This window comes from Leeuwenhoekiella marinoflava DSM 3653, assembly GCF_900129005.1.
In the GTDB taxonomy this organism is placed as follows: domain Bacteria; phylum Bacteroidota; class Bacteroidia; order Flavobacteriales; family Flavobacteriaceae; genus Leeuwenhoekiella; species Leeuwenhoekiella marinoflava.
On sequence record NZ_FQUN01000011.1, the window covers coordinates 144949 to 171020 of the forward strand.

Sequence of the window (26072 nt, forward strand, 5' to 3'; positions counted from 1 at the left end):
AGCCTTGACAAATTAGTTTTTAGATATAGAATAGGTGTATTGTCTTGGATTACTCAGATCTAATGTGATCGTATAGTTCCCATCTTCTGGAATACCGATATTTTGATTCGTATTAAAGTCTAAGGTACCATCTGCATCAGTATCACCATAATTGATCTCCCACGCATCATTCGCTCTAAATTTGATTCCATTATCTGGAGCTTCCTGCTCGGTAAGGTCTAATGTTACACTCCAGGTTTTTGTTGCTGAATCATACACCATATCGGTATCGCTATCCCAACCGGTAGGTGTTGCATTACCGATCACACCCCAACTTGTTTTAGTAAGATCATAGGTCAATGCGTCTGTATCTACATTTACAAGATAGTAACCACCGGTTCCGTCAGGAGTACCCGCGTTTACTTCACCTTCCTGCACGAGCGTTCCTGAGAACGTACCGTTATCTGCACCGGTATCCCCATAATCCCCGTCAAAACTGGTATTGGTAGGTAAGAATTTGAATTCCGGAGTTTCTGAATTGAAAAATACATAACCTTCATAAGCTGTGTTTCCTTCAGCAGAAGCTGCAAGCGGCACTGCATCAGCCGGTGTCCAGTCTGTACCGTAACCCCCAGATGCCAGGAAGTTACCCACTACAAATATTTTAGGAAGATCTAACGCTTCTTCTGCTTCTTCGGGTAAGGTTACAGAAACTGCCATCACCTCAGAAAGTTGCGCTACCACATTACCGGCATCGGCACCTACATAAGCACGCACTCTAAAATAAACAGTGCCATTATTGGGCGCTGCCGTAGTAGGGTCGTTATCAAGACCGGCCTCTCTAGCCAGTGCTAACATATTTGCTACCGTAACAGCCTGATTGGTTTGCGTACCCACGCCTAGTACAGAAAAACTCTCAAAAGATTCAACAGAAGACCCTTGAACCTCATAGTTCACCGGAGTTTGTACATTGAAGTTCGCAGCATTCCACACCAAGCGTTCTGCAATATTTGCCGCATTGGAAGCTGTTAGATTGTACGTCTCTAAAGTTGAATTGGTAAACGCAATACCTTCAGGAGCTGGCTTAGCGGTATAAGTAAAACCATCATCATCTGAACACGAAGTAAAATTGAGTAGTGCGATACATGCCAGGAGTACTAAAGTTATTTTTTTCATGGTTGTCTTGTTTATTAATAACCTGTGTTTTGAGTCAGGTTAGGATTAATCAAAATGATGTTACTGGGTAATGGGAATAATTTTCTAAAATCATCAACAGCAGTTCCTGATTTTGAACCGCCTTTAAAAGGCCATAGGTAACTCCCGGTTGTATAATCGTTGAAGCGAATCAAATCTGTTCTGCGTTGCCCTTCCCAGTACAATTCGCGTGCGCGTTCATCTAAAATAAAATCAAGATCTAAATCTCCAGAAGAAATATTACCCGCAGTAGAGCCAAATGCACGTGTTCTTAACGCATTGATGTAGCCGGTAGCTGTATTGAGATCCCCACCGGATCCTCCTCTTAAAACAGCTTCAGCGTAGTTTAAATAAATTTCTGCAAGTCTGATAACCGGTAAGTCGGTATCTACAAAGTCACCCCCTTCATCTACACCGGGAGCACCGGTAGCATCTACATTTTTAAATTTGGTAACCGCATAACCATCGGTAAAGGTGTTCGCAATCGTATTGATCTCCAAGTTTTGCCCGTCTGTATAGAATAGCGCTCTGCTATCTTCCCATTCAATAGGATTACCGTCTGCATCTGTATTACTAACAGCATAATCAAACTTATTCACCAAAGCTTTGGTGGTGCGTAAACCACTCCAGCCTCCGTTTACACCAAAGTTAAAGGCATCCATAGATCCGCCTATTGCAGCGTGAACCAAAAAGGTCGTCCCCCCATAGGTTCTGGAATTGTTTCCGTCAAAATTGAGTGCAAAGATGAATTCGTTTTGTGCCCCGTTACTGTTGTTATCAGCTAAGAACAGTTCGTCATAAGCAGACCCGTTTCCGTTAGCATCATTCGTGTTGATGCTGTACGAAGCATTGATCGCAAGGTTTGAAAACGTAATCGCATCCGTATACCGATCTTCACCCGTGAATACTTCAGCATTCAAATACAACTTAGAAAGCAAAGCCCAGGCCGCAACCCGGTCAACACGACCATACTCATTAGCACCACTTTCTTTAAGCAAGTCTTGAATCGCTAACAATTCAGACTCTACAAAACTGAAAATCTCAGCTCTGGTGCTTTGTTCCGGCAACTCTGTAGAAACTACAGTAACCAAGGGTACGGCGCCGAATAGATCTAATAAATTATAATACGTAAAGGCACGTAAAAAACGAGCTTCTGCAACATAGGCTTCAACCTCAGCATTTTCATTAAGCAAAGCTGCGTTTTCTATAAACGAATTGGTAAAAGATACTTCCTGAGCCAGGCGGTAATACATACCTGTAGTAAAGTCATTACCCGCACCCCAGTTCATCGCGTGTAGATTAGGCAATCCCGGATCCCCCCAGCCTATTACCGCATGGTCTGTTGTGAGTTCATTTAAGCTAAAAAGCAAACGAGAGTATTGTGAAGTACCTTCATCAATTCCGGTGATATCCGGTTGTCCCGAAGGTCCCTGCTGACCGGTTAAAGCAAGACTCGCATAGAGTTTTGCCAAAGCTCCTTTAGCTTCGTCAGCATTCGCAAAAACATTGGTTTCCGTAAAACTGTCCGGATCTATAGGTGTCTGATCCAAATCGTCATGACACGACACTAGAATAAGTGTTGGAATGACAAAAAGTAATTTTTTTATGTAATTCATGTTCATTTTTTTTAGAAGTTTAGATTTACGCCAAAAGTGAAAATTCGGGGTCTTGGGTAAAAATTGTTATCTATACCGCCATTGATCTCCGGGTCTAAACCTTCATAATCTGTTAGGGTAAACACGTTTTGTGCAGAACCGTACAATCTTAGATCTGAATCTTTAAATACCTCAGCAAAGGTGTATCCTAACGTGATGTTATCTAGCCTGAAGAAGGAAGCATCCTGAATGTAGTAATCACTTTGCAGACTGGTTTCTGTTATAGATTGAAAACCGGTATTGAAATAATCCCGGTGGAGGTTGGTCAAAATACTGTTTTCGGTAGCACGCACTTCGTAAGACCTACTGGAGGCCATGTTGTTGTACGCATAGTTGCCTAAACTCGCTCGAGATACGATTGCCAGATCCCAATTCTTATAATTTAAGTTCGTGTTAAGCCCCATAGTCACATCTGCAAACGGACTCTTATACAAATAGCGGTCGTCATCGTTGATCTGACCATCCCCGTTGCGATCTACAAACGCTCCTTCAATGGGTCTGCCGGACTCATCATAAATTTGCTTATACACCCAATAACTGAAAGGGGAATACCCCTCTTTATGGAGTTGTACCGTGTTACCGGTACCTCCAGAAATACCTCCCTCTTCAACCTGATCGGGTAGATTTGTGATCGTGTTATCGTTATACGCTACGTTATACCCTATTCTCCATGTGAAGTTTTCAGTCTGAACAGGCGTTACGTTCAATTCAAATTCAATCCCTTTGTTCTCCATATCGCCAATATTCTTATTGATTTTATTGGAGAAATTGGTAAACGGATCGACCGTTACAAAACTGATCAAATCTTCTGTTTTCTTTAAATAGGCATTGAGCGAACCCGTAACCCGGCTATTAAACAAGGCATAATCAATACCCGCATTAAATGTTTTTCCCACTTCCCAGCGTAAATCTTCATTATACGCATCCGGACGATAGGTCTGGTAATAGGTGTCTCCAAACTGATAGTTTGCATTCGAGCGACTGCCGGTATAGTTGGTCAAGAATAAATAATCCCCCAGACCGTTTACGTTTGCAATCTCACCATACCCCACACGCAACTTAAGCTGATTGATGGTTTCAGAATTGAAGAAATCTTCGTTGTTGATATTCCATGCAACCGCAAAAGATGGAAAATACCCCCAGCGATCATCTGGATTCAATTTTGAAGAAGCATCAGCTCTCATGGTAGCGGTTAACAAATAGCGGTCGTCATAATTGTAATTGGCTCTACCAAAGTAAGAAAGCAAGGTACTGCGCCATTTATCAATAAATTCTGCGTCGTTTCCTTCTTCTTGTGCCTCGCTGTCAAAACTGTAATTATCATACTCAAAACTTTGATACGAATACCCCGCAACAGCATTTATAGAGCTTTTTCCGAAGTCTTTATCATACGTCAAATAGGCATCAAAAAGCTTATTGGTTGCTTGGTTGATGTAATTAGAATACGAACCGTTCCAGTCTAATTGCGCAGAGGGCATTTGATCAGAAACAATGGTTCTACCGTGACTGTTCGTTTTGTCCATCCCTACATTTACCGTAGCGGTTAGATCTGGAAAGAAATGCAATTTGTAATCTACTTTTGCATTACCAATAAATCTTCTAATCTCTGCGGAATCATCTTTCTCGTTAAGTAACGCAATAGGATTTGTGGGAGAAAGGCTGTTTTGAATGAATCGATCTGCATCTGCGCTGTAGATGTACCAACCGTTGTAGTTCGCAAACGGTGAGTCATCCGTGTAAACACGCTTAGTAGGATCAAAATCAACTGAAGACCCAATAGCATCGCGGTTAGCAAATGTATTTTCGGTATACATCCCTCTACCGTTGATTTCTACTTTAAGATAACCGTCCATAAACGTAGGTCTTAAACTTACAGAACCGGTAGTTCTGGAGAAATTATCTCCTCTTAAAACACCATCCTGATCCGTATGACCTACCGAAGCTCTTACCGGCATAAAACCGCCAATGTTTCCGGTAGCACTTAAATTGTGTTCAGAACCTAAAGCTTCTCTGTAAATCAATTGTTGCCAGTCTGTAGAAGCAGTTCCTAAACGGGAAATCGCCGCATCAGAACCTACACGTGTCACTAAAGATCTGAATTCATCCCCGCTCATCACGTCTACATAATTCGTAGGACGATACGTTGTTGTAGCACCCGAATAGTTGAATTTAAATTCGTTTCCTTTTCCCTTCTTGGTTGTAATCAGAATGACACCGTTTGCGGCCCTAGAACCGTAAATAGCAGTAGAAGAAGCATCTTTTAAAACGGTCATCGTTTCAATATCTGCAGGGTTGATAAAGTCTAACGGGTTTCTGGAACCACCTACATTCGTATTATCCAACGGAATACCATCTACTACATACAACGGCGAACTATTCAAGGAAATAGAACCAATACCGCGTATGTTGATATTCTGACCTTCCCCGGGCGCACCTCCCCCTGAAGTTACGGTAACCCCGGCAATTTTACCGGTAATCAACTGCGAAGCCGTATTGACCTGACCTTTGTTAAAATCTTCGGTAGACACCTGGTTAACCGCACCTGTCGCATCTTTTTTGGTTACCGTACCGTAACCGATTACCACGACTGCATCCAGACTGGTCTGGCTTTCTTCTAGTGCCACATCTATCGTAGGCTGACCCGCGTAAGCAATCTCGACTTCTTTAAAACCAAGAAAAGAAAACATCAAAACATCTCCCTCCTTAATATTGTTAAGGGTATACTTACCATCAAAATCTGTTGTAGAACCCTTGCTGGTTCCTTTAACAATAATGTTTGCTCCCGGTATGGGCATCCCGGTAGCACTTTCTGTCACTACCCCGTTCACCCCATTCTGGGCAAAAATACTTACAGGCAGCATGAACACTAAGAGCCGTAAGCTTTTAAATAATTCTCGCATAAATTTCTCGTTCATTTAATAGATTTTAAATTGATTTTTAACCCAATTGAACCCTGCAAACGTTTTCGTAACATGGAGAAAAAGCACGTAGTTTTTTGCAAATACAAAAGCTGTTTAAAAGGATTATCAGGTTAAAATTGTATCTGAATTGGATAATAATCCACATACATCACAAAATTGAAGAAATTACGAGTGCTTACTACGCTTTGAAAATTTCATATAGAAAATAAAGACAAAATAAATGTTTCAAATTTTTGAAAATCAACTATTTGAATATATTAAGCTGCTTTTTTTATATAGAAAATTACGCTACAATTTGTGCCTTTTTAGAGCTTGAGACGGGTTCTTTCGAGAAGCATTTGGTCAAAATCTTTCTTATCTAAGAATGATTTATTCCTAATTTTTGTCTTATAAGCGTAAATAGAATTGACAGAATAGCCCAAAACCTGTGCTATAATTTCATTATGTTTAATTCCGAGACGAATTAAAGCAAAGATGCGAAGTTCTTTATTTAATACTTGTCCGTCTTTGATTGCTATTTGTTCATCTTCTTTTAAAAGCGAATTGAATTCATCGATAAAATCAGGGAATAATTTGATAAACGCTTCATCAAAACTCTGTAAGAGCTTTTTCTTTTCTTTCTTAAGATCATAGCTCTTAGAAAGGTATTTTATACCGTCTAGATTATCGGTTTTGAGGTTGTGATCTATTCGTGTTTTAAACTCTTTAAACTTTTCAAAAATATCTGCATCCTGCGTAAAAAAGAAACCGATGTAATCTTCTTTAATCTTATTAGCCTCCAGCAGCAAATCATTCAAGCTCTTGAGTTCTTCATTTTTAGAATTAATGGTCTCGTTGACCTCCACAATACGCTCATTTTTGATCTGAAGATCTTTATGCGCTACTAAAAGTGCTTGTCTGGCACGTTTCAACCTGCGTAATTGAATATAGGTTATTATAGCAAGCATCAATAAAACAACTAGTAACACACTCAACATAATGTTTTGTTGTGATAAGCGTTCGCGCTGTTTTTCAACCTGATTGATTATTTGTTCTTCAATCAGTGGTAAAATAGCGCCCACTCGTATTTTGCGTTGCTGTGCACCGTAGGCTTCGGCATCCTCATTGGCTTTCTTGATAAAAATGGAAGCGAGTTTGACATCGCCACTCTGAAACAGAAACTCTGCCAGTTGAATCATCGAAAGATTCTCTTTAGCAGATGATTTAATGTCTGCTATAGAAGATTGGGATAGGTGTTTAATAGCTTTCTCGCGATCTCCCAATTGTACATAAATATCTCCTAAAACCGAATTCACCACAGCCTGAGACCTGAGGTCTTGCCGCATATCTAGTGAAGGTTTAAGATCAACTAAAGCTTCGTCCAGATTACCATACTTATAGTTTAAGTAGCCCCTGAGCATAAAATAATCCCAAGTGTTTGGCGTCGCCAGCTCTAAGGACTTTTGATGGTACTCCTGGGCTTTTTTTCGGTAGCGTTCAGAGAAGTAAGTTATCGTGCTGTAATCTGCCATATCACTGTAGCAACGCCCTAATAACCCATACAGTGAGAACCGTATATCTTCGGGAATATGGTCTGGATCGGTACCGTTTAAATAAGCCAGAGCCTCGCTAAACATTCCTGCCGACACACACACATTAGCCAGATCAAGGGTGGTCTCTGCAATAAGCCGCTGATCGCCTAATTCTTCAGCTAGATTTTTGGATTGTATTCCGTATTTAAAAGCGGAATCCTGCTTAAAGATTCGATATTCAAAAAAAAGGGAACGATTTAAATCAAATCTCGATTTTAAATCACCTTCTTGTTGTAATCGAAGCAATTGGTACAACGAGTCTATTCGCTCTACTTTAATAGCATCATAGGCTGCAGACTTTTTGATGGTTTCCAAAAGCTCTTTAAAATCAGCATCTTGTTGTCCATAACTCATCCAAGACTGAAAAAACAGCAACAGCACTGCCAGCGGTAAAACCAGTTTGTTATAACAAATCATATAAAAGGCATCTCCTTGAAATAGAAAACAAGATAGCAAAAAAGCATGCTAAAAATTCAGTTACACCAGTGGAGGCTTTATTACGTGCAAACAATCCGGCACAGCATGCAATGCGTTTTAGCTTCTAAAGGCTCTTTTACTACGCTGTACCCTAAAGGTCCATGGGCTGCAATACTGTTTGCTCGTGAATGTTTAGCCCCCTTAAACCTGCCTTTTTAAGCTTGAGAACCCCATGCACTCCCTTATCCGTTGAATCGGATCAGGCATAGACTTAATCCATAAGTATCATTATCAAGGGTTTAGGAATGCTTTTTTTACCCAAATGTTACGTATGCACTGGTGGCGTATTGCTTTATTTCATAACTTACTCTTGTAGAGGGTGCTACCACACTCCAACCACAGTGCAACCACACTCCAACCACACTTTACCACAGTTTTCGTGTGAAAGACTGGTTAAAATGAGGTAGCATTCTTGTATCATGTATAACTTAACACCTACCTACTATGGCACAATTAGACAACAAAAGCGGCCTTAAAGGCAACATCGGCAATCTTGTATTTAGAAATGTAAAGGGGAAAACCATCGTTCAGTCGCGGCCCGATACTGCCGGGAAAGCCCGAAAAGGGCGCGCCAAACAGACCGCTACCGATTTTGGACGCGCCTCCCAAACTACCAGCAGTATCATAAGGGGCTTACGTCCTTTTCTAAGCAGCATGTACGACTCCCAGTTTTTTAACCGCTTTCGCACAGCGGTGTATCAGGGGATGAAAATGAACGACACCCTCCCTCAAGGCAGTTTGGATTTCTGGCAGGGGGAACCCACCGTACTGGAAGGCGTGGAAGCCGACCTGAAAAATCAGTATCCGCAGTACGTGCAGATGCCCGACCTGCAGCTGAGCCTTGAAGCGGAAACTCTGGAAATCAACGTACCCGAATTTAAGGCCGACAACCACCTCTACTGGCCGTCAAAGGCCGGTGAAGCCGAACTGGGTTACTGGATGAGCGTCTACGACTCGAAGACTTACCAGGTGTTGCGACACGAACTCTTTCGCATTCCCATTCCGCACAAAACGCAAAGCATCCCTGCAACTCGTTTTACCGCAACGGGACTGCCTCCCGAAGCCCTGCTTTTGGTAACGGCCGGGGTGTTGTACTATACGGCAGACATTCGTTTGGGGAAATTATGTATGAATTCGAAAGCGTTTAATCCCACGCAGGTGCTGAAGGTGTTTAGGACTTAATCTTTTAAGTTCTTTAATAAAATGATTTTTATAACCTTATTTAATAATTAGGTGCAGAAAAGTCACTTGATGGGAAAGTAACGGCCTATCAGGAGGTTCTCGTGAAATTTGAAGTGAGCGCAACGTCGCAAGCGGTTTTGTTTGAGGGCGCGATAGCGGCCGAGTTAAGCGCATGCAGTGAAGCAAACGAAAAATTTAGATACCGTCTTGTGAGCCTTGATTTTTTGGTTCTTTTGTATCAAGACAAAAGAACAAGAACACGAATAGAGGTTATAGATTCTATATCATGTTTTGTTCATTTTCTTTACTCGTCTAAAGAAAACGAACCAAAAGCAACCCTTACTGAGGAAAAGCAGTCCAAATGCAAAGATATGATCTCAAAGCCTATGCGCCAGCTCATTCGCTAAAAAGGTCTACCAGACCTTTTCTTAACGCTCTGCCCTTGCGCCTATTCTGAACCGAGGGAAGGCAATCGTTTAACCCTTCGGGTATGAATACTTTCTTTTTTCTAAAATCTAAAATCTCTTATACATTACATTTTTAAAACGGCCTACAAGAAGGTATCGTGAAATTTGAAGTGAGCGCAACGTCGCAGGCGGTTCTGTTTGAGGGCGCGATAGCAACCGAGTTAAGCGCATGCAGTGCAGTGAACGAAAAATTTAGATTCCGTCTTGTGAGCCTTGATTTTTTGGTTCTTTGGCATCAAGGCAAAAGAACAGGAACACGAATAGAAGTTCGTATCAAGCTCCCTTCTCCGATTAGATAAAGGCTGGGGATGAGGAGAAAAACTGCATGAAAGACCCGTTATGCGGAACACGTTTCAGCATCACATCAGAAGTCTAATTGCAGTTTATTGTTGGTTTTGGAATTCGTGAACCTTCTAGAATAATGCTTTTGAACTTCACCAAACAACCCACAAAACCCTATACAACAGTTTTTCAATTTCGAGGCAAGCCTCGGGTATTAAACCCTTTGGCGGTGCCAAAAAAAAAGGGTTTAAGCTTTCGCTTAAACCCTTCTGGTACCCCGGGCGGGAATCGAACCCGCACTCGTAAGAACTGGGTTTTGAATCCAGCGTATTTACCACCAAATTTCCGTAAGTTATATTATAATCAACTGATTAACATATATTTAATTTTATATAATGTCAATTGATATCGTTTAAAATCCTAATTTGTTGTACCTATGTTGTACCAAAAATGATTATCTTTATATTCTCAATACTTAAGATATGGCATCAAACGCAAAAATAGTACTTCGGAAAAAGCCCAATAAAGAAGGGCATTGTCCTCTTTGTATTCGTATTACTAAAAACCGTCGCTCAAATTATCATTATATAGGTCATAATATTGACCCTAATGATTGGGATGGAAAAAATATTAGAGTTAGAAAATCACACCCTTACTCAGATAGGTTAAACGGCTTGCTTAGTACTAAACTGTCTGAGGCGAATAAGATGCTGATTGATTTGCAATCGAGCAAAAAGGATATATCGGCTAATCAAATAAAAGAGAAACTTTATGCATCTTCCGAATCAGTTACTTTTTTCGAAGTGGCACAAGATTTTCTTGATGATTTAGAAGCAAACGAAAAGCTGTCTAGGCTCTCGACCGACAAGGCTCGTGTTAACCACGTATTGAACTTTACCAAATCAAAACAACTTACCTTTCAAGAAATTGATGAAAACTTTCTAAAGAGATTTAAAACTTACCTCCGTACAAAACACAACCTATCGGAAAGGTCGATAGTAAATAATCTTATTGTGATTAGAACTATCTATAATAGAGCTATTAAATTGGGTATAGTAGATAGAAAACTCTATCCCTTCGGTTCAGATAAAATACGGATTAAGTTCCCTGAAACCGAAAAAATAGGCCTTACCAAAAATGAGGTCATAAAACTTGAATCCGTTGAAAATCTGACCGACAACGAGACTCACGCTAGAAATGTTTGGCTTTTCAGTTTTTATTTTGCCGGAATTCGGGTAGCTGACGTATTGAAAATTCGTTGGACCGATATTTATGACGAAAGGCTGCATTATCGAATGAACAAGAATTTAAAATTGTTATCCCTTAAAATCCCAGATAAAATATTTCCGATTTTGGAATATTATCAGGACAGTAAACAAAATGATGACGATTTTATATTTCCGGAAATGAAAAAGGCAAATTTACAAGATGCAAAAGATGTCTATGCTAAAACAAAAACGGCCAACAAGAAATTCAATAAATATTTGGTATCGGTCGCTGATAAAGCCAAAATATCAAAAAAAGTAACTATGCACATTGCTAGACATACATTTGGGAATATATCGGAAGATAAAATCCCAATTAATATGCTCCAAAAATTATATAGACATTCATCGATTACCACTACTATAAATTACCAATCTAACTTTATGCATAGGGATGCCGATAATGCTTTGGATAGCGTCATTAATTTTTGATTTCTGAAATTCTAAATCATCTTTGCACAACCTGTGCATCGCAATTTTATTATCTTTGCAGAGTGAAAATTTTAACTATCATATTATCCGTTTACTTTTTGGTACTCAATGTTGTGCCCTGTGATGACGGTGAAGTTAGTTTATACGATTTTCAAAATGACTTACAAATACAGTTAGATCATAATTCAGATAATACCGAACAGCCGGTATGCATCAATTTTTGCCTTTGTAGCTGTTGTCACGTAAATGTTGTAAATGTCGATGTAGTTCCGTTTGTTATGCCATCTTTTGTTATTTCTTCTGAAATATTCTTCCATTCTGATGGTTTTGGAAAAGATCTTCCCCTCTCCCTTTTGCAGCCTCCACAGGTTTAATTCAGTTTTTATAGGATAGCTATATCCTCCTTAGACCTTTTTAGGTCAATCTTAATTTGATACGATTTTGTATATAGCAAATTTGTACCAAAAAGTTTCAATGAATTAAACCCTTCTTTTTTATGATTAATAAAATCATTTCATTTTCAATCAACAATAAATTTATTGTTGGTCTATTGATGGTAGCCCTGATTGGCACGGGCATTTGGTCAATGGCCACCATTAATCTGGGATCGGTTCCAGATATTACGAACAATCAAGTACAAGTCATAACTACAGCACCCAACTTGGGCACTGAAGACATAGAACAATTTGTTACCTATCCTGTGGAACTGGCAATGGCAAACCTTCCAGATGTTGTCGAGCTACGTTCGGTTTCTCGCTTTGGTCTTTCAGTGGTTACTATTGTCTTTAAGGACGAAGCGGGCACCTACCTTCCCCGTCAACTGGTACAGGAAAAACTAGCTGAAGTCAGTGAAGAGATACCCGAAGGTTTTGGATCGCCTTTTATGGCTCCTATCACTACAGGATTGGGCGAAATTTTTCAGTATACCTTAAAAGTAAAAGAAGGATATGAGGATAAGTATGATGCAATGGAGTTGCGTACTATCCAAGATTGGATTGTTAAACGTCAAATGGCATTGGTGCCTGGCGTTGTAGAGGTCAATGCTTTCGGTGGATATGTGAAACAATACGAAATAGCGCTTAGCCCAGATAAGCTCAAAAGTTTTGGTATTACGATGGGACAGGTTTTCGAAGCCCTCAAAATGAACAATGCGAATACAGGTGGTGCTTACATTGAAAAAAACCATCAAGCCAATTTTATTAGGGGTGAAGGTCTGGCGCGTAGCCTCGAAGATTTAGAAAACACAGTCGTCACTACAGAAAATGGCACACCAGTTCTTGTAAGGGATGTTGCTGAAAAAGTAGGCTATGGAAACCAGATTAGGTACGGGGCCTTTACCCAAGATGGAAAGGAAACCGTTGGAGGACAAATCCTTATGCTTAAGGGGCAAAGCGCCAATAACGTAATAGACAATGTACAAAGCCGAATAAAGGAAATTCAAAAATCCCTTCCTGAGGGTGTATATATTGAACCCTTTTTAAGCAGGAGCGAGCTTATTGGTAGAACGACAAGCACAGTAGAAAAGAATTTGATCGAAGGCTCACTTATCGTAATATTCGTACTCGTTATCCTTTTGGGAAGCTTGCGCGGAGGATTGATTACCGCATCGGTAATTCCATTATCCCTTTTGTTCGCATTTATTTTGATGAAACAATTTGGAGTGTGGGCAAACCTAATGTCGCTTGGTGCAATTGATTTTGGGATTATAGTAGATGGTGCAGTAATCATTGTAGAAGGAATGGTTTTTCATATTCATCAACGGATGAAAAAATCAACTAAAGTCATTGAGCAGGCTGAAATGGATGAGATTGCCTATGAATCTGCAAGCACTATGATGAATTCCGCATTTTTTGGACAGTTGATTATTCTAATCGTCTTTACACCTATTTTATTCTTAACCGGTGTAGAAGGAAAGATGTTCCGCCCAATGGCATTTACTTTCGGTTTTGCGGTTTTAGGCGCAATTATTCTTTGTCTTACCTATGTGCCAATGATTTCGTCAATGTTTTTAAAACCTTCAAAAAATCCGGATAGTTGGTTTGCAAAGTTCGAGAATAAAATTGATAGGTTCAGTGATAAGATTATGTCTAGTCTCAATAGAGCCTATAAGCCACTGTTGTCTTTTGCACTTCGTTTTAAGGCTGGCATCGTGATAGGTGCAGTTGGCCTATTATTGATTGCAGGATTCATTTTTAGCAATATGGGTGGCGAGTTTATCCCAAAATTTGATGAGGGCGATATAGCAATGCAGGCACTGATAAAACCTGGAAGCAGTCTTACCGAATCCATTGAGGCCTCAAAAAAACTTCAAAATATAGTAAATGAGTTCCCAGAGGTTAAAACAATGATTTCAAGGATTGGGGTTGCCGAAATCCCCACAGACCCAATGCCAATGGATATTGCCGATAGTTACATAATCCTTGAAAAGGATAAAAGTAAATGGACTTCGGCAGACAGCAAAGAAGAACTCATCGAAAAAATACAGGAAAAAATCGCCGTAATACCTGGAGTAAATTTTGTGTTCACACAACCTGTTGAGCTACGTTTTAATGAATTGCTTACAGGTGTACGAGAAGATGTAGCTATAAAACTTTATGGTGAAAATTTGGACGTACTGGCAGATAAGGCTAACGAAATGGCCTCGATTATAAAAACCGTTCCCGGAGCAGGTGATGTTAGAGCCGAGGCTACCAGTGGCCTTCCCCAGATGACCGTAGAATACGACAGGGCTAAAATGGCCCAGTACGGTGTAACCATTGATAAGCTGAACGATTATATAAGTGCATCATTCGCTGGTGAAAAAGCCAGTGTTGTTTTTGAGGGAGAAAAAAGATTTGATGTTGTCATTCGTCTTTCTGAGTCGTACCGTCAAGACATTAATAACCTAAAGAATCTATACATCGACCTTCCCAACGGGGCACAAGTACCTCTTAAAGAAGTGGCCAACATCAGTTATAAACCTGGGCCAATGCAGATATCCAGGGACAATACCTATCGTCGTATCTCGGTTGGGGTTAATGTTCGTGGTCGTGATGTAAAATCAATGGTTGAAGAGATTCAGACAAAATTAGATGCTCAATTAAATCTTCCTCCCGGTTATTATATTACCTATGGTGGTTCTTTTGAGAATCTGCAACGGGCTTCAGACCGTCTAATGATTGTGGTGCCTATAGCACTTTTCTTAATCTTCATTTTGCTCTATTTCGCACTTAACTCATTTTCACAATCGGTAATGATATATATGGCAGTGCCTTTGGCGGCCATTGGCGGTGTTTTTGCACTTTGGATAAGGGGGATGCCATTCAGTATTTCCGCTGGGGTCGGTTTTATCGTGCTCTTTGGGGTTGCGGTATTAAATGGGCTTGTGCTTATCAATAAATTCAATGAACTAAAAGAAAGTGGTATGACAAATATAAAAGATAGAATTTATGAGGCTACCCACGAACGGCTACGTCCCATACTCTTAACAGCAACTGCCGCCATTATGGGCTTTATACCAATGGCAGTGTCCACATCGGGAGGTGCAGAAGTCCAACGACCGCTGGCAACGGTAGTAATCGGTGGACTGATAACGGCAACATTCTTAACATTGGTCGTGGTTCCCGTACTATATAATTGGCTGGAGGCCCGCAAAGAACGTAAAGGCAATGGTGGTGAGGCAAGTTATATCAAGAAAAGTACAACGGTTATTATTGTATTATTGAGTTTGGGAGGATTTTTGACCCCAAATTCTGCAACCGCGCAGGATAATCAAATGGCCCAAACCCTTACTTTGGAAGAAGCCATTACAATGGCAAAGCAAAATTATCCTTCCTTAAAAGAAAGCCAAGCCTTTATTGAGCGTGAACAGGCGATGAAGGGTACCAGCTTTGATATGGGAAACACGAGGGTTTTTACGGGAAAGGAAGAAGTAGGCAATGACCTGCCAGGCATACAGACCACTATTGGTGTACAGCAAGGAAATATTGATTTGCTTTCAGGTTTTTCAAAATCCAAGTTCTATAAGGAACGTGTTAAACTGGGCGAAACGTTCTACGCTGTCAACGAGCAGCAATTGATTCGTAATGTGATGCAGGCCTATGACCGTATCAATTATAACAAAGCACAATTGCGCTTTGCGGAACAGTTGGACAGTGTTTATACTAACTTTAGGACAGCTGCCCAATTGCGCTATGATACCGGGGAAACGGGCAAACTGGAATTTATTGCCGCCTCTTCTGAATATCAGCAGATTCAAGTCTTAAGGCAACAAGCCTATGATGATATAGATATCGCAAAAAGGGCATTGAAACAATATTTGGGCATCGAACAAGAAATTGAAACGGTTGGTCAAACCTATGAACCGATGGATTTTTTGGCCACTTTGGACTCGGCTTCCGTAGACAATAATCCTTTGCTTCAATATGCTATGCAGAATGCAGAAGTAAGCAAAGCCAATGTCGGTGTGGAAAAAGCACAGTTCCTACCCAAGTTCAACTTGACCTATGGAAGACAGATTGTGGATAATGTATCGGGCTTCAATACCTATCAAGCCGGTATTAACATACCGCTTTGGTTCTTTCCACAGAAATCAAGGGTAAAGGCAGCTAAAGCTAATGCTATGGTTGCCGAGAACCAATACCTCGAACAAAAGGCAATGACCGAAAGTACAGTCTCTCAACTCATAAAATCGCTGGAAAAAACACAAAAAATCCTGAATTATTATCAGGAGGGCGCATTGCTTTTGGCCGAGCAGCAAATTACTACGGCAGAACTGGCATCTAAGGAAGGTGAAATAGATTATGTGAATTATATCACTATTCTCAACAGTGCCATTACGATAAAACAAAATCATTTACAGTTTATCAATCAATATAACCAACAGGCCATTGAACTACAATATCAATTGGGAAATCTATAATCTAAAAAAAACAGAAATGAAGAAAATAGCAATAATCAGTTCCATAGTACTAACTATTATGTTAATAGGCTGTAATGGAAAATCCAACTCGGAGATACCGAACAGCGAAACCAATGAAACTTCGGAAAATTCCAAAAGCGCTGAAGAAGGGGAAAACGAAGAAGGTGAAGAAGGTGTAGTAGAAATTACCAATGAACAAGCTGAAACCATAGGTCTTGAGCTAAAGCAAATTGAAGAAAAAAGCCTTGGCAACAGTGTTAAGGTTACCGGGATTTTAGAGCTGTATCCGCAGTACAAAGCCAATATTAGCCCTTTTGTAGGAGGTAATGTAAGTTCCATAAAAGTAATCGAGGGGGATAAAGTTCGGAAAGGACAGGTATTGGCTTACTTACAGCACCCAGATATTATTTCAATGCAACAGGAATTTCAGGAAAAAAACGATGAACTCGTATTCCTTCAACAGGATTTTGAACGCAAGCAAACTTTATTTGATAAAGGGGTCTCCTCGGCCAAAGAATTTCAGATGGCTCAGTCCAAATTCAGAAGTACTACTTCGAGCGTTAACGCCTTAAGGTCAAAACTGGAGCTACTGGGATTAAATATCTCTAAAATAAAATCTGGTGAAATTTATGCGTCAGTGCCTATTACATCGCCAATCGGAGGTTTTGTCGATGAAGTTATGGTAAGCCTTGGTGACTATGTGGCACCACAGACCAAAATGTTTGCGGTAAGTGATAATTCGGAAATTCACGCAGATTTTAAAGTGTATGAAAAAGATATTTATAAAGTAAAGGAAGGGCAACAAATCTATTTTACCGTAGCATCAAAGCCAGATCAACTATTAAAGGCAAAAATCCACGCCATTGGCAAAACGTTTGAAACCGATCCAAAAGCGATTCACGTGCACGCGGACATTCATAATGAAGATAAAGAACTCCTTCCTGGAATGTATGTGGAAGGTAGAATTGTTCAAGGCGAAAAAATGGCCTTGGCAGTTCCAGAGGAAGCCATTGTTAAAAATGGGGAAAAAACCTTCATTTTCGTAGAGGATAAGGACAATGAAGAAGAAAATAAACTAAGGTTCAATATGATTCCTGTTAATACAGGGATGACCGATTTGGGCTATGTGGAAATAAGCCTCCCCGCAGGTATATCTAAGGATATAACCGTTGTTACAAAAGGGGCATACATTCTCTCTTCCGAGATGATTAAAGCTGAATTGGGAGATGACGATTAATTCAATAAACAATTAAAGGTTTTGATTCCGAGCTTGTTTATCGTCTTAATTAGTTAGTTAAAAATTAAAAAACAGGCTCGGTTCAAAATCAATTAAAAATAAATAATTATGAAAGAAATAAAAGCATTTGTAAAACCGAACAGAATACAAAGGGTCATTGAGGCTCTATCGGATAACGGATTTAAAAGTATGACCCTGTCTCAGGCAGAAGGTACCGGTGCATTTAAGGCAAAAGGTGCAAGACCGTCCCTCGATTTTCACGTAACTGACAGTCCTGTGGTAAAACTGGAACTCGTCTGCCAGAACGAAGAGGCACAAAAGGCTATAGATATTATAACCGAAAACGGTAAATCTCCGGAAAAGGGGGACGGAATAATTTATATAACCAGTATAGACGAAGCCTTTAAAATCAAAACTGGTGAATCTCTCAAGAGGTACGACTTATAAAACCCGATGTAAAATGGAAGACATAGTAAAAAAACTGGAAGAAAAGGGCGTTAAACCTACTGCTATGCGCTTGTTAACCTACAAACATTTATCAAAAATGGAGGTAGCAATAAGTTTGGGAGAACTCGAAAAACATTTCAAAAGTTCAGAGCGTAGCACCCTATTTCGTACTATGAAAACATTTGAGGAAAACAAATTGGTACACGCCATCGAAGACGGTACTGGCTTTGTAAAATATGCCCTTTGTGATGAAGATTGTCAATGCGAAGTTGGCAATGACCTTCATTTGCATTTTCACTGTAATAAATGTGATGAAACAATTTGTCTCACAGACCATAAAATACCCCAAATCAACTTACCCCAAGGTTTTAAGGCAGAAAACATCAATTTGATCGTACAAGGGATATGCGTTAAGTGTGGCAATGAAAGTGCAGATTCACGATGAATTTAAGGTATTATAATTTAAAAAAAATAAAATGATGACTATAACTCATAAAAACAATACCCTCTTCCTTATTGCTAAAGGTATGCTTGACCTCAATGACTGTGAGAACTTTTTTTTAGAGCTGAACAGACAAATAAATTCTGCTAAAGATGTCCGTTGTTATTTTGAAATAAAGGATTGCCAGGGCTGCACACCAGAGGTGTTTGAGAAAGATTATTTTCAGAACCTTGAAAAAGAGAAACACCTTGAGAAGGTTGCGATTGTAGGTTCTTTTAAATATCAAGAAGAACTCACTAAGCTCTTAATGCCCTTTTCTAGGGCACATATCAGATATTTTGATAGTAAGGATTCCGTTACTGCCAAAAAATGGATTGAGGCTTAAACAGAAAATTAATCAACATTTAAAAACAGATATTATGAAACAGATTAAAAATGCAGGTATTCTAATGGTTTTGGTGGCTTTTATGATAGGCTTTCAGAGCAGTGCACAAAACACAGACAAAATTTTGAAGAACCCTGAAAAAAGGGAACAGGTTATGACGGCCATTATCAATAATCCAGAGATGAGAATGGAAATGATGGAAAAAATGATGAAGATGATGGAAAAGGACACCACGATGTCCAAAAAGATGAAGAAAAAAATGATGATGAAAATGGAAAAGGACACTACAATGTCAAAAAAGATGAAGGAAAGAATGGCTACGATGAAAAAAGAAAAAGAGATGAAGTGTGAATGTGAGTGTAAAAATGAAGATGGAAAGTGCCAATGTAAAATGGAGGAGAATGATGAAGATAAAAATGAAAAGCAGTGACTTAAACTAATCGAATAAACCTGACGCTTTGGGCAAATTGTTAATTAGAAATCGGAAAATTATGGAAAAGAACAAAATAGATAGAAGGAACTTCATCAAGCTTGGTAGCCTTGGAGCAACTGTTGTTATTACCTGGCCATTGTTGAATTCCTGTAATGGTTTTGCTTCAGAAAATAAAAATACCATCAATCCCGATTTTCAAGCAGATTTAGATTTCGAATTGACAGCCAAAGAAACAGATATTCAATTGTTTCAAGGAAATACAACCAAGGTTTGGATGTTTGAAGGAAACGTTCTTGACGGAGACAAAACAACAGTACAAAAATTAGGGAAGAGCTATTTGGGACCTATAATAAGGGTGCGAAAAGGACAGAAAATAAGGGTTCGTTTCAAGAATCAATTACCTGAGGAAAGTATTGTTCATTGGCACGGTATGCACGTTCCAGAGGAAGATGACGGTCATCCTAAAGATGTAATAGCTAATGGTGAAACTTATGTGTATGAATTTGAAATAATGAACCGTGCCGGCACCTATTGGTTCCACCCACATCCACACGGACGTACTGGGCCACAGGTTTATAATGGTCTTGCAGGGCTTTTTGTAGTTACGGACGATGAAGAACAACGATTAAAATTGCCATCAGGAGAATACGATGTTCCTGTTGTACTGCAAGATCGCCAGTTTGATAACAATAATCAATTGGTATATCTAAACCGTGGACGTATGGATAGGATGAATGGTTTTTTGGGCAACCGTATCCTTATCAATGGAAATCCGGATATGAAACTTTCACTTAAAAGTGGGTGTGCCTATAGACTACGCTTTCTAAACGGTTCCAATTCACGTTTTTATAAACTAGCTTGGGAAGACGGCACCCCACTTGTTATTATAGGCAAGGATGGTAGTTTACTCGATAGTCCTAAATCTAAACCTTATGTAATGTTGGGCGTTGCAGAAAGAATTGATGTATGGCTCGATTTAAAGAACAGGCCTCAAGGCTCTCAAATGATTATGAAGAGTTTGTCGTTCTCTCCTGGGATGATGGGGATGATGGGCGGAATGATGGGCAGGGGTCGAAACAACCTTCCTTTGGGCAGCACTTATGAAATATTAAAAATCAATATCGATAAAACAGGGAGCAACGACTTTGAGCTTCCACAACGGCTGGCCGAATTCAACAAACTCGATCCCGCCACTGCTGTTAATAGGAACAACCCAAGGACGTTCCGTTTTTTTATGAGGCGAATGCAATGGACTATCAATGGCCGGACTTGGGAAATGACGGGGGTTACCGAAGAAGAAACCGTAAAGCTCAATACGACCGAGGTTTGGGAAATCGTGAACAGAGGTGGTAGAATGATGGGCAATGACGATATGATGGGAGAAAGAGGTTGGATGCGTAACCGTGGAGAAATGGATAGAGACAGAGGAATGATGGGCGGGGGAATGCAGATGCCGCACCCTTTTCATATTCATCATTTGCAATTTAATATTCTGGAAAGGGACGTTTCCGGGGTTGACAGCAGGATTTGGAATTCAGTTAAGGATGGATTTATAGATGAGGGTTGGCAGGATACGGTTCTGTTAATGCCAGGTATGAGTGTTAAACTAATTATGCGCTTTGAAGATTTTAAAGGCCTCTTTTTATACCATTGCCATAATCTGGAACACGAAGATATGGGGATGATGCGCAATTTTAAAATTGAATAAAAGATGACTATACATAGTGTTGCACCGCTTGGAATATAATTGATTTTTGAATGACTTTAATGACAACAAAAACAGAAAAAACATTATTGTCCAAAGGGATACGCCCTACTGAAATGAGGTTGAAAATTCACAAATACCTCAATAGGAAGACCTATGCAGTAAGTTTAAACGAAATGCAAAAAGTCTTTATCGCTAAAAGCGAAAAAAACAAAACGGCAAACAGAACTACCTTTTATCGAAACCTAAAAACTTTTGAAGATAAAGGGCTAATTCATCAGATTAATGATGGGACAGGAGTGGCAAAATTTGCAATTTCCGATAAAAAGGCCAAAGGTAAATACGGTACAGATTTACATATGCATTTTCATTGTACCGTTTGCGGAAAAACTATTTGCTTGCCGGATAGAATATCGAAACAAAACTTGCCGGACGATTATGAAATAAACGATGTGAACCTGGTATTAAAAGGGGTATGTAAAAATTGTAGTAAAAAATAATAGGTGGGAGTACCTTAAAACTGAACCCTTGCGCCCACTGGTCAGCTTAAGGTTTCCCCCACCTTATTTAATTAAAAAATTTACGAATATGGAAAAATATGATGTAACAATTATAGGGTCTGGCCCGGGCGGGTATGTAAGTGCCATCCGTTGCGCCCAATTGGGTCTAAAAGTGGCCATTGTTGAAAGGTACAGCACGTTGGGCGGTACCTGTCTAAACGTGGGCTGTATCCCGTCAAAAGCCTGGTTGGAAGCCTCTGAGCATTATTACAAACTCAAGCATCAATTCGAAAAATTTGGGATTGATGTTAAAGAAGCCAATGTCGATATCCTGAAAATGAACCAAAGGGTTCAGGATGTGGTACAGGAAATCATCAATGGTGTTGATTATCTGATGAAAAAGAACAAGGTTACCGTTTATGAAGGCCACGGAACCATCAAGGACAAAGACACGATTGAAATTAAGGGCGAAGATAAAACGGAAACCATAGCAACCGATAAAATCATCATTGCCACAGGGTCCAAACCCGCTTCATTACCCAATATTAAAATCGACAAAAACCGTATCATCTCTTCTACCGAGGCCCTTGCGCTACGGGAAATCCCCAAGCATTTAATAGTCGTTGGCGGAGGCGTTATCGGTGTTGAGATAGGTTCCGTATTCGCCCGCCTGGGTTCAAAGGTTTCTATAGTAGAATATTTTGATAGCCTCATTGCCACTATGGATGGCGCACTGGGACATCAATTGCACCGTTCCCTAAGAAAACAGGGAATTGATTTTTATTTGGAACATAAGGTAACCTATGCAACGGCAACTGATGGCAAAGTAGAATTGAAAGCGGAAAATCTTTCCGGTAAAGAAGAAATGAGTTTAGATGGCGATTACTGCCTTATGGCCATTGGTCGAAAACCATACACCGCCAATTTAGGGCTTGAAAATATAGGAGTGGAAACCAATGAGAAAGGACAGATAGCGGTAGATGAGAACCTCGAAACCAACATCAAGGGTGTGTATGCCATAGGGGATGTAATCCGAGGGGCAATGCTTGCCCATAAAGCCAGTGAAGAGGGCGTTTTCGTAGCCGAACGGATTGTTGGCCAAAAGCCCCATATCAATTACTCGCTCATCCCAAATATCGTGTACACCCAGCCTGAGGTGGCCGGAGTAGGCTTGACGGAAGAAGAACTGAAGAAGGCCAATAAAAGTATAAAAACAGGCTCTTTTCCCTATAAGGCAAACGCACGGGCGAAGATAAGTATGGATACGGATGGTTTTATCAAGGTAATCGCAGATAAGCAGACCGATGAGATATTGGGCGTGCATATGATAGGCCCTCGCATTGCAGACAGCTACACCGAAGCGGTGGTAGCGATGGAATTTCGGGCAGCTGCCGAAGACATTGCAAGAATGTCACACGGGCACCCCACATTTTCCGAGACCTTTAAGGAAGCTTGTCTGGCCGCTACAGAAGACAGGGCATTGCATATTTAATATTTACAATAACCGGCACAATAAAGAATAAAAGAGATGAAGAAGCTTCAGCGATTGACCAAGGAAATTAACGAATTGACATTGAGAATTGAGCAGGAATACCCCGAACTATACCAATATCTTGATGAAAACCCTATTACAATCCCTGATTGCGAAACACCCGAGATTTCCGTTAACTCGTTCGTGGACTATTTAGATAGCCTGAAGTCACTCTTGGAAAGATATATAGAATCGCATAAATAAATGAAGTACAGATGGACGAATTTAAAATAAGATTCAACAAGCTCTTGGTCAATAAATTTGGAATACATCCGAATCAAATAAGACCGGAAGCGAATTTTACGAAAGACCTTGGTGCGGATATGTTGGATATGGTCGAATTGATGCTAGAGTTTGAAAACGAGTTCAATATAGCCATTCCAGATAATGAGGCAGAAAAATTAAACACCATTGGCCAAGCCGAGACATACATTAGGGATATGATTAAAAATACGGATTCGTAACAAAAAATTAAAAAATTAGCGCTTCCAATAAAGCAAAAAGAATCATTAAATAAAATTATCTAGTAACAAATAATAATGAAAAAAAGCACTTTTATAATAACTAAAATGGACTGCCCTTCAGAAGAGCAGATGATTCGAATGAAGTTGGAGTCTTATGCTCAAGTAAAACACTTGGATTTTGATATTCCCAATAGAAAATTAGAAATATATCACGTGGACGGTGTTAAAGCAATACAAACGTCTATAGCCAGCTTAAAACTTGGGGATTCCTTTGAGGGAACCACAGAAGCCGAAACACCCGTAATGGAAGACCAATCCAAACAAAAAAGAATCCTTTGGTGGGTCTTGGGCATCAACTTTGGATTTTTCGTTATCGAAATGACCACAGGTTGGATTTCCTCTTCTATGGGACTTGTGGCGGATTCCTTGGATATGCTGGCAGATTCCATCGTATATGCGTTGAGCCTATTCGCAGTAGGTGGTGCCATTTCAAGAAAAAAGAAGGTGGCAAAATTCAGCGGATACTTTCAGATGGCATTGGCAACACTTGGGTTTGCAGAGGTCTTGCGAAGGTTTTTCAGCGATACAGAAACACCTTTGTTCCAATGGATGATCATTGTTTCAATTTTTGCCCTACTGGGGAATCTTATTTCGCTTTGGTTGATAAACAAGGCTAAAAGTAAGGAGGCGCATATGCAGGCCAGTGCCATTTTTACGTCCAATGATATTATTGTAAACGGTGGGGTTATAGTGGCAGGGGTACTGGTCTATTTTCTGAATAGCAAATGGCCCGATTTGGTGATTGGCGGCATCGTCTTCACGTTTGTAATGCGGGGCGCCATAAGAATTTTAAAATTATCTAAATAATGCAAATATATGTTGCACAAGACGTTGGGAAACAATAGGAAATTATGAATAAAAGTAGTGTAGCATTATTGATTTTACTGTTGTTGGCAATAGACCAGACCATAAAGATTTATGTGAAGACCCATTTTTATTATGGCGAGGAGTACTACGTATTTGGCCTGGATTGGTTTCGCTTGCATTTTTTGGAAAATCCCGGAATGGCCTGGGGCTTTAAGTTTGGGGAGGGATATCTGGCCAAGCTTGTTTTGATCCTATTTCGGCTGGCCGCCATTGTTTGGGGGACTTTTTATATCAAAAAGATGATACGTGAAGGATATGCAAAGGTTTTTGTAATCTGTGCAGCATTTATATACGCAGGTGCATTGGGTAATTTGATTGACGGTGCATTTTACGGACTGATCTTTGAAAAAAGTGATCCCGCACTTCGCAACATTGCAGAAATATTCCCCTCGGGCGGTGGTTATGCCGGATTCTTAAATGGTAATGTAGTCGATATGTGGTTCTTTCCAATTATAGATACAAGGCTTCCGGAATGGCTGCCATTATGGGGAGGCAATGAATTTACTTTTTTCGACCCTGTATTTAATACCGCAGATGTTTGGATTAGCACGGGAGTGATTTTGCTCCTGATCTTTCAAAACAAACAACGAAAGGTCCAGAAAAGATCGAATATGAAAAAGTTGAAATATACCGATGGTAACAGAACAATAATAAACAACAATTATTAATGGACGTCTGGTTATGGATATTAGTATTGGGGGTAGCAGCTTGGGCGGCACACTGGGGTGCGGACCAACTCTTGACGCCTTTAAAGATGCTCCGCAAACAATGGGGCCTGACCGCTTCAGCAGGTGCAGCATTCCTTGCCATTGTAACCGCTAGCCCCGAGGTAGCTGTAAACGTTACCAGTGCAGCCCGGGGCGTATCCGATATTGGTCTAGGTAATCTATTGGGCTCAAATATCATTTCCATTCCGTTAATGGTTACCATAGCGTATTTCGCTTCACGGAAACGATTCAAGAACAATGAGAAACATCAAAAACACCTCGATAAAAATATTCTTGTGCTGAATAAACGATCTATTTCTGTCCTTTCCCTGCCTTATCTGGGGATTATCGCCCTTGTCGCCCTTTTGACTTTGCCCAAAGCCTGGCGAGGACTTCAGCCTGTGGATGGGTGGATTATGCTCGCTGCCTACGCAGTTTTCTTGGCCCACGCCATCATAAAAGGCCGGAAAAAGGGCAAAAATGTAGAATGGGACAAAAAACAGATTTGGTTATCTGTTGCAGGAGCCTTGGCGATAGCGGTAGGAGCTTTTTTTATTGTAAAGGCCACTGAAAATATTGTTTCGACCCTGAATATTTCTGAAATCGTTGGCGGATTGTTCATCACGGGTATAATGACCACCGCGCCTGAAATATTCAAGACCTGGAGCGTGGTGAAAGGAGGCGAAGTAACGGCAGGCACCACCAGTGTTATCGCAGATAATGCGGTTACGATGACGGTAGCCTTTTTCCCATTGGCACTGGTAACCACCCCTATCGAAGATTTTCAGTTGTTCTGGGTGAACCTTGCCTTCGTTGGGCTGATGCCGCTTTTGTATTCCCTTTTTGTCCATCAAAGCAAGGAACTTCACGGTTTTAGCAGATGGCAGATATTCGTTTTCGATGCAGCCTATATCGTCTATCTATTAATAATGGTATTTTTTGTTCTAAAACTATTTTAAAATAAAACAT

The 26072-nt window shown here is 40.1% G+C and carries 20 protein-coding genes; 16 read left to right on the top strand and 4 right to left on the bottom strand.

All coding sequences use genetic code 11. The annotated features are described in order from the left end of the window. Positions 1-12 precede the first annotated feature (12 nt). From BUB91_RS11355 to BUB91_RS11370, 4 genes are all read right to left on the bottom strand, one after another. Positions 13-1155, bottom strand: coding sequence for a SusE domain-containing protein (locus BUB91_RS11355; protein ID WP_073099356.1), 1143 nt, complete (start codon positions 1153-1155; stop codon positions 13-15). Between the two features lie 14 nt (positions 1156-1169). Then, a complete protein-coding gene (locus BUB91_RS11360; RefSeq protein WP_073099357.1) occupies positions 1170-2795 on the bottom strand; it encodes a RagB/SusD family nutrient uptake outer membrane protein in 1626 nt (541 codons plus the stop codon). A gap of 5 nt (positions 2796-2800) precedes the next feature. Next, positions 2801-5743 (bottom strand): SusC/RagA family TonB-linked outer membrane protein, encoded by a 2943-nt coding sequence (locus BUB91_RS11365; RefSeq protein ID WP_241652603.1) that lies wholly within the window; start codon positions 5741-5743, stop codon positions 2801-2803. Positions 5744-6054: 311 nt separating this feature from the next. After that, a complete protein-coding gene (locus BUB91_RS11370) occupies positions 6055-7737 on the bottom strand; it encodes a DUF6377 domain-containing protein (protein ID WP_073099358.1) in 1683 nt (560 codons plus the stop codon). Positions 7738-8241: 504 nt separating this feature from the next. Between BUB91_RS11370 and BUB91_RS11375 the strand changes: the two genes are divergently transcribed. From BUB91_RS11375 to BUB91_RS11465, 16 genes are all read left to right on the top strand, one after another. Next, positions 8242-8979, top strand: coding sequence for a hypothetical protein (locus BUB91_RS11375; protein ID WP_073099359.1), 738 nt, complete (start codon positions 8242-8244; stop codon positions 8977-8979). Between the two features lie 1231 nt (positions 8980-10210). Further along, complete coding sequence (locus BUB91_RS11390; protein ID WP_008610969.1) at positions 10211-11425, top strand: site-specific integrase; 1215 nt, start codon at positions 10211-10213, stop codon at positions 11423-11425. A 62-nt stretch (positions 11426-11487) separates the two neighbouring features. Then, positions 11488-11799 carry a DUF6660 family protein gene (locus tag BUB91_RS21150; protein ID WP_073099406.1) on the top strand — a complete coding sequence of 104 codons (312 nt, stop codon included), beginning with the start codon at positions 11488-11490 and terminating at the stop codon, positions 11797-11799. Positions 11800-11921: 122 nt separating this feature from the next. Next, the gene (locus BUB91_RS11400; protein WP_008610968.1) at positions 11922-16325 is read left to right on the top strand and encodes a CusA/CzcA family heavy metal efflux RND transporter; all 4404 of its coding nucleotides are present in this window, start codon (positions 11922-11924) and stop codon (positions 16323-16325) included. Positions 16326-16341: 16 nt separating this feature from the next. Continuing rightward, positions 16342-17562 carry an efflux RND transporter periplasmic adaptor subunit gene (locus BUB91_RS11405; protein WP_008610967.1) on the top strand — a complete coding sequence of 407 codons (1221 nt, stop codon included), beginning with the start codon at positions 16342-16344 and terminating at the stop codon, positions 17560-17562. Between the two features lie 108 nt (positions 17563-17670). After that, the gene (locus BUB91_RS11410) at positions 17671-18009 is read left to right on the top strand and encodes a P-II family nitrogen regulator (RefSeq protein ID WP_073099362.1); all 339 of its coding nucleotides are present in this window, start codon (positions 17671-17673) and stop codon (positions 18007-18009) included. Between the two features lie 13 nt (positions 18010-18022). After that, a complete protein-coding gene (locus tag BUB91_RS11415) occupies positions 18023-18454 on the top strand; it encodes a Fur family transcriptional regulator (protein WP_008610962.1) in 432 nt (143 codons plus the stop codon). A gap of 31 nt (positions 18455-18485) precedes the next feature. After that, the gene (locus BUB91_RS11420) at positions 18486-18836 is read left to right on the top strand and encodes a SpoIIAA family protein (RefSeq protein WP_008610961.1); all 351 of its coding nucleotides are present in this window, start codon (positions 18486-18488) and stop codon (positions 18834-18836) included. A gap of 34 nt (positions 18837-18870) precedes the next feature. Next, complete coding sequence (locus BUB91_RS11425) at positions 18871-19266, top strand: hypothetical protein (protein WP_008610959.1); 396 nt, start codon at positions 18871-18873, stop codon at positions 19264-19266. A 142-nt stretch (positions 19267-19408) separates the two neighbouring features. Next, complete coding sequence (locus BUB91_RS11430) at positions 19409-20977, top strand: multicopper oxidase family protein (protein ID WP_241652604.1); 1569 nt, start codon at positions 19409-19411, stop codon at positions 20975-20977. A 59-nt stretch (positions 20978-21036) separates the two neighbouring features. Next, positions 21037-21474, top strand: coding sequence for a Fur family transcriptional regulator (locus BUB91_RS11435; RefSeq protein WP_040879465.1), 438 nt, complete (start codon positions 21037-21039; stop codon positions 21472-21474). Between the two features lie 88 nt (positions 21475-21562). Further along, positions 21563-22966: a dihydrolipoyl dehydrogenase gene (gene lpdA / locus BUB91_RS11440; protein ID WP_008610954.1), complete on the top strand. Its 1404-nt coding sequence runs from the start codon at positions 21563-21565 to the stop codon at positions 22964-22966. 254 nt (positions 22967-23220) lie between these two features. Continuing rightward, on the top strand, positions 23221-23469 hold the full coding sequence (acpP, locus tag BUB91_RS11450) for an acyl carrier protein (RefSeq protein WP_008610952.1): 249 nt from the start codon (positions 23221-23223) through the stop codon (positions 23467-23469). A 75-nt stretch (positions 23470-23544) separates the two neighbouring features. Next, complete coding sequence (locus tag BUB91_RS11455; protein WP_008610951.1) at positions 23545-24336, top strand: cation efflux transmembrane domain-containing protein; 792 nt, start codon at positions 23545-23547, stop codon at positions 24334-24336. Between the two features lie 44 nt (positions 24337-24380). Continuing rightward, the gene (locus BUB91_RS11460) at positions 24381-25064 is read left to right on the top strand and encodes a lipoprotein signal peptidase (RefSeq protein ID WP_008610950.1); all 684 of its coding nucleotides are present in this window, start codon (positions 24381-24383) and stop codon (positions 25062-25064) included. Further along, positions 25064-26062 (top strand): sodium:calcium antiporter, encoded by a 999-nt coding sequence (locus BUB91_RS11465; protein WP_073099364.1) that lies wholly within the window; start codon positions 25064-25066, stop codon positions 26060-26062. The genes BUB91_RS11460 and BUB91_RS11465 overlap by 1 nt, the downstream gene beginning before the upstream one ends. Positions 26063-26072 lie beyond the last annotated feature (10 nt).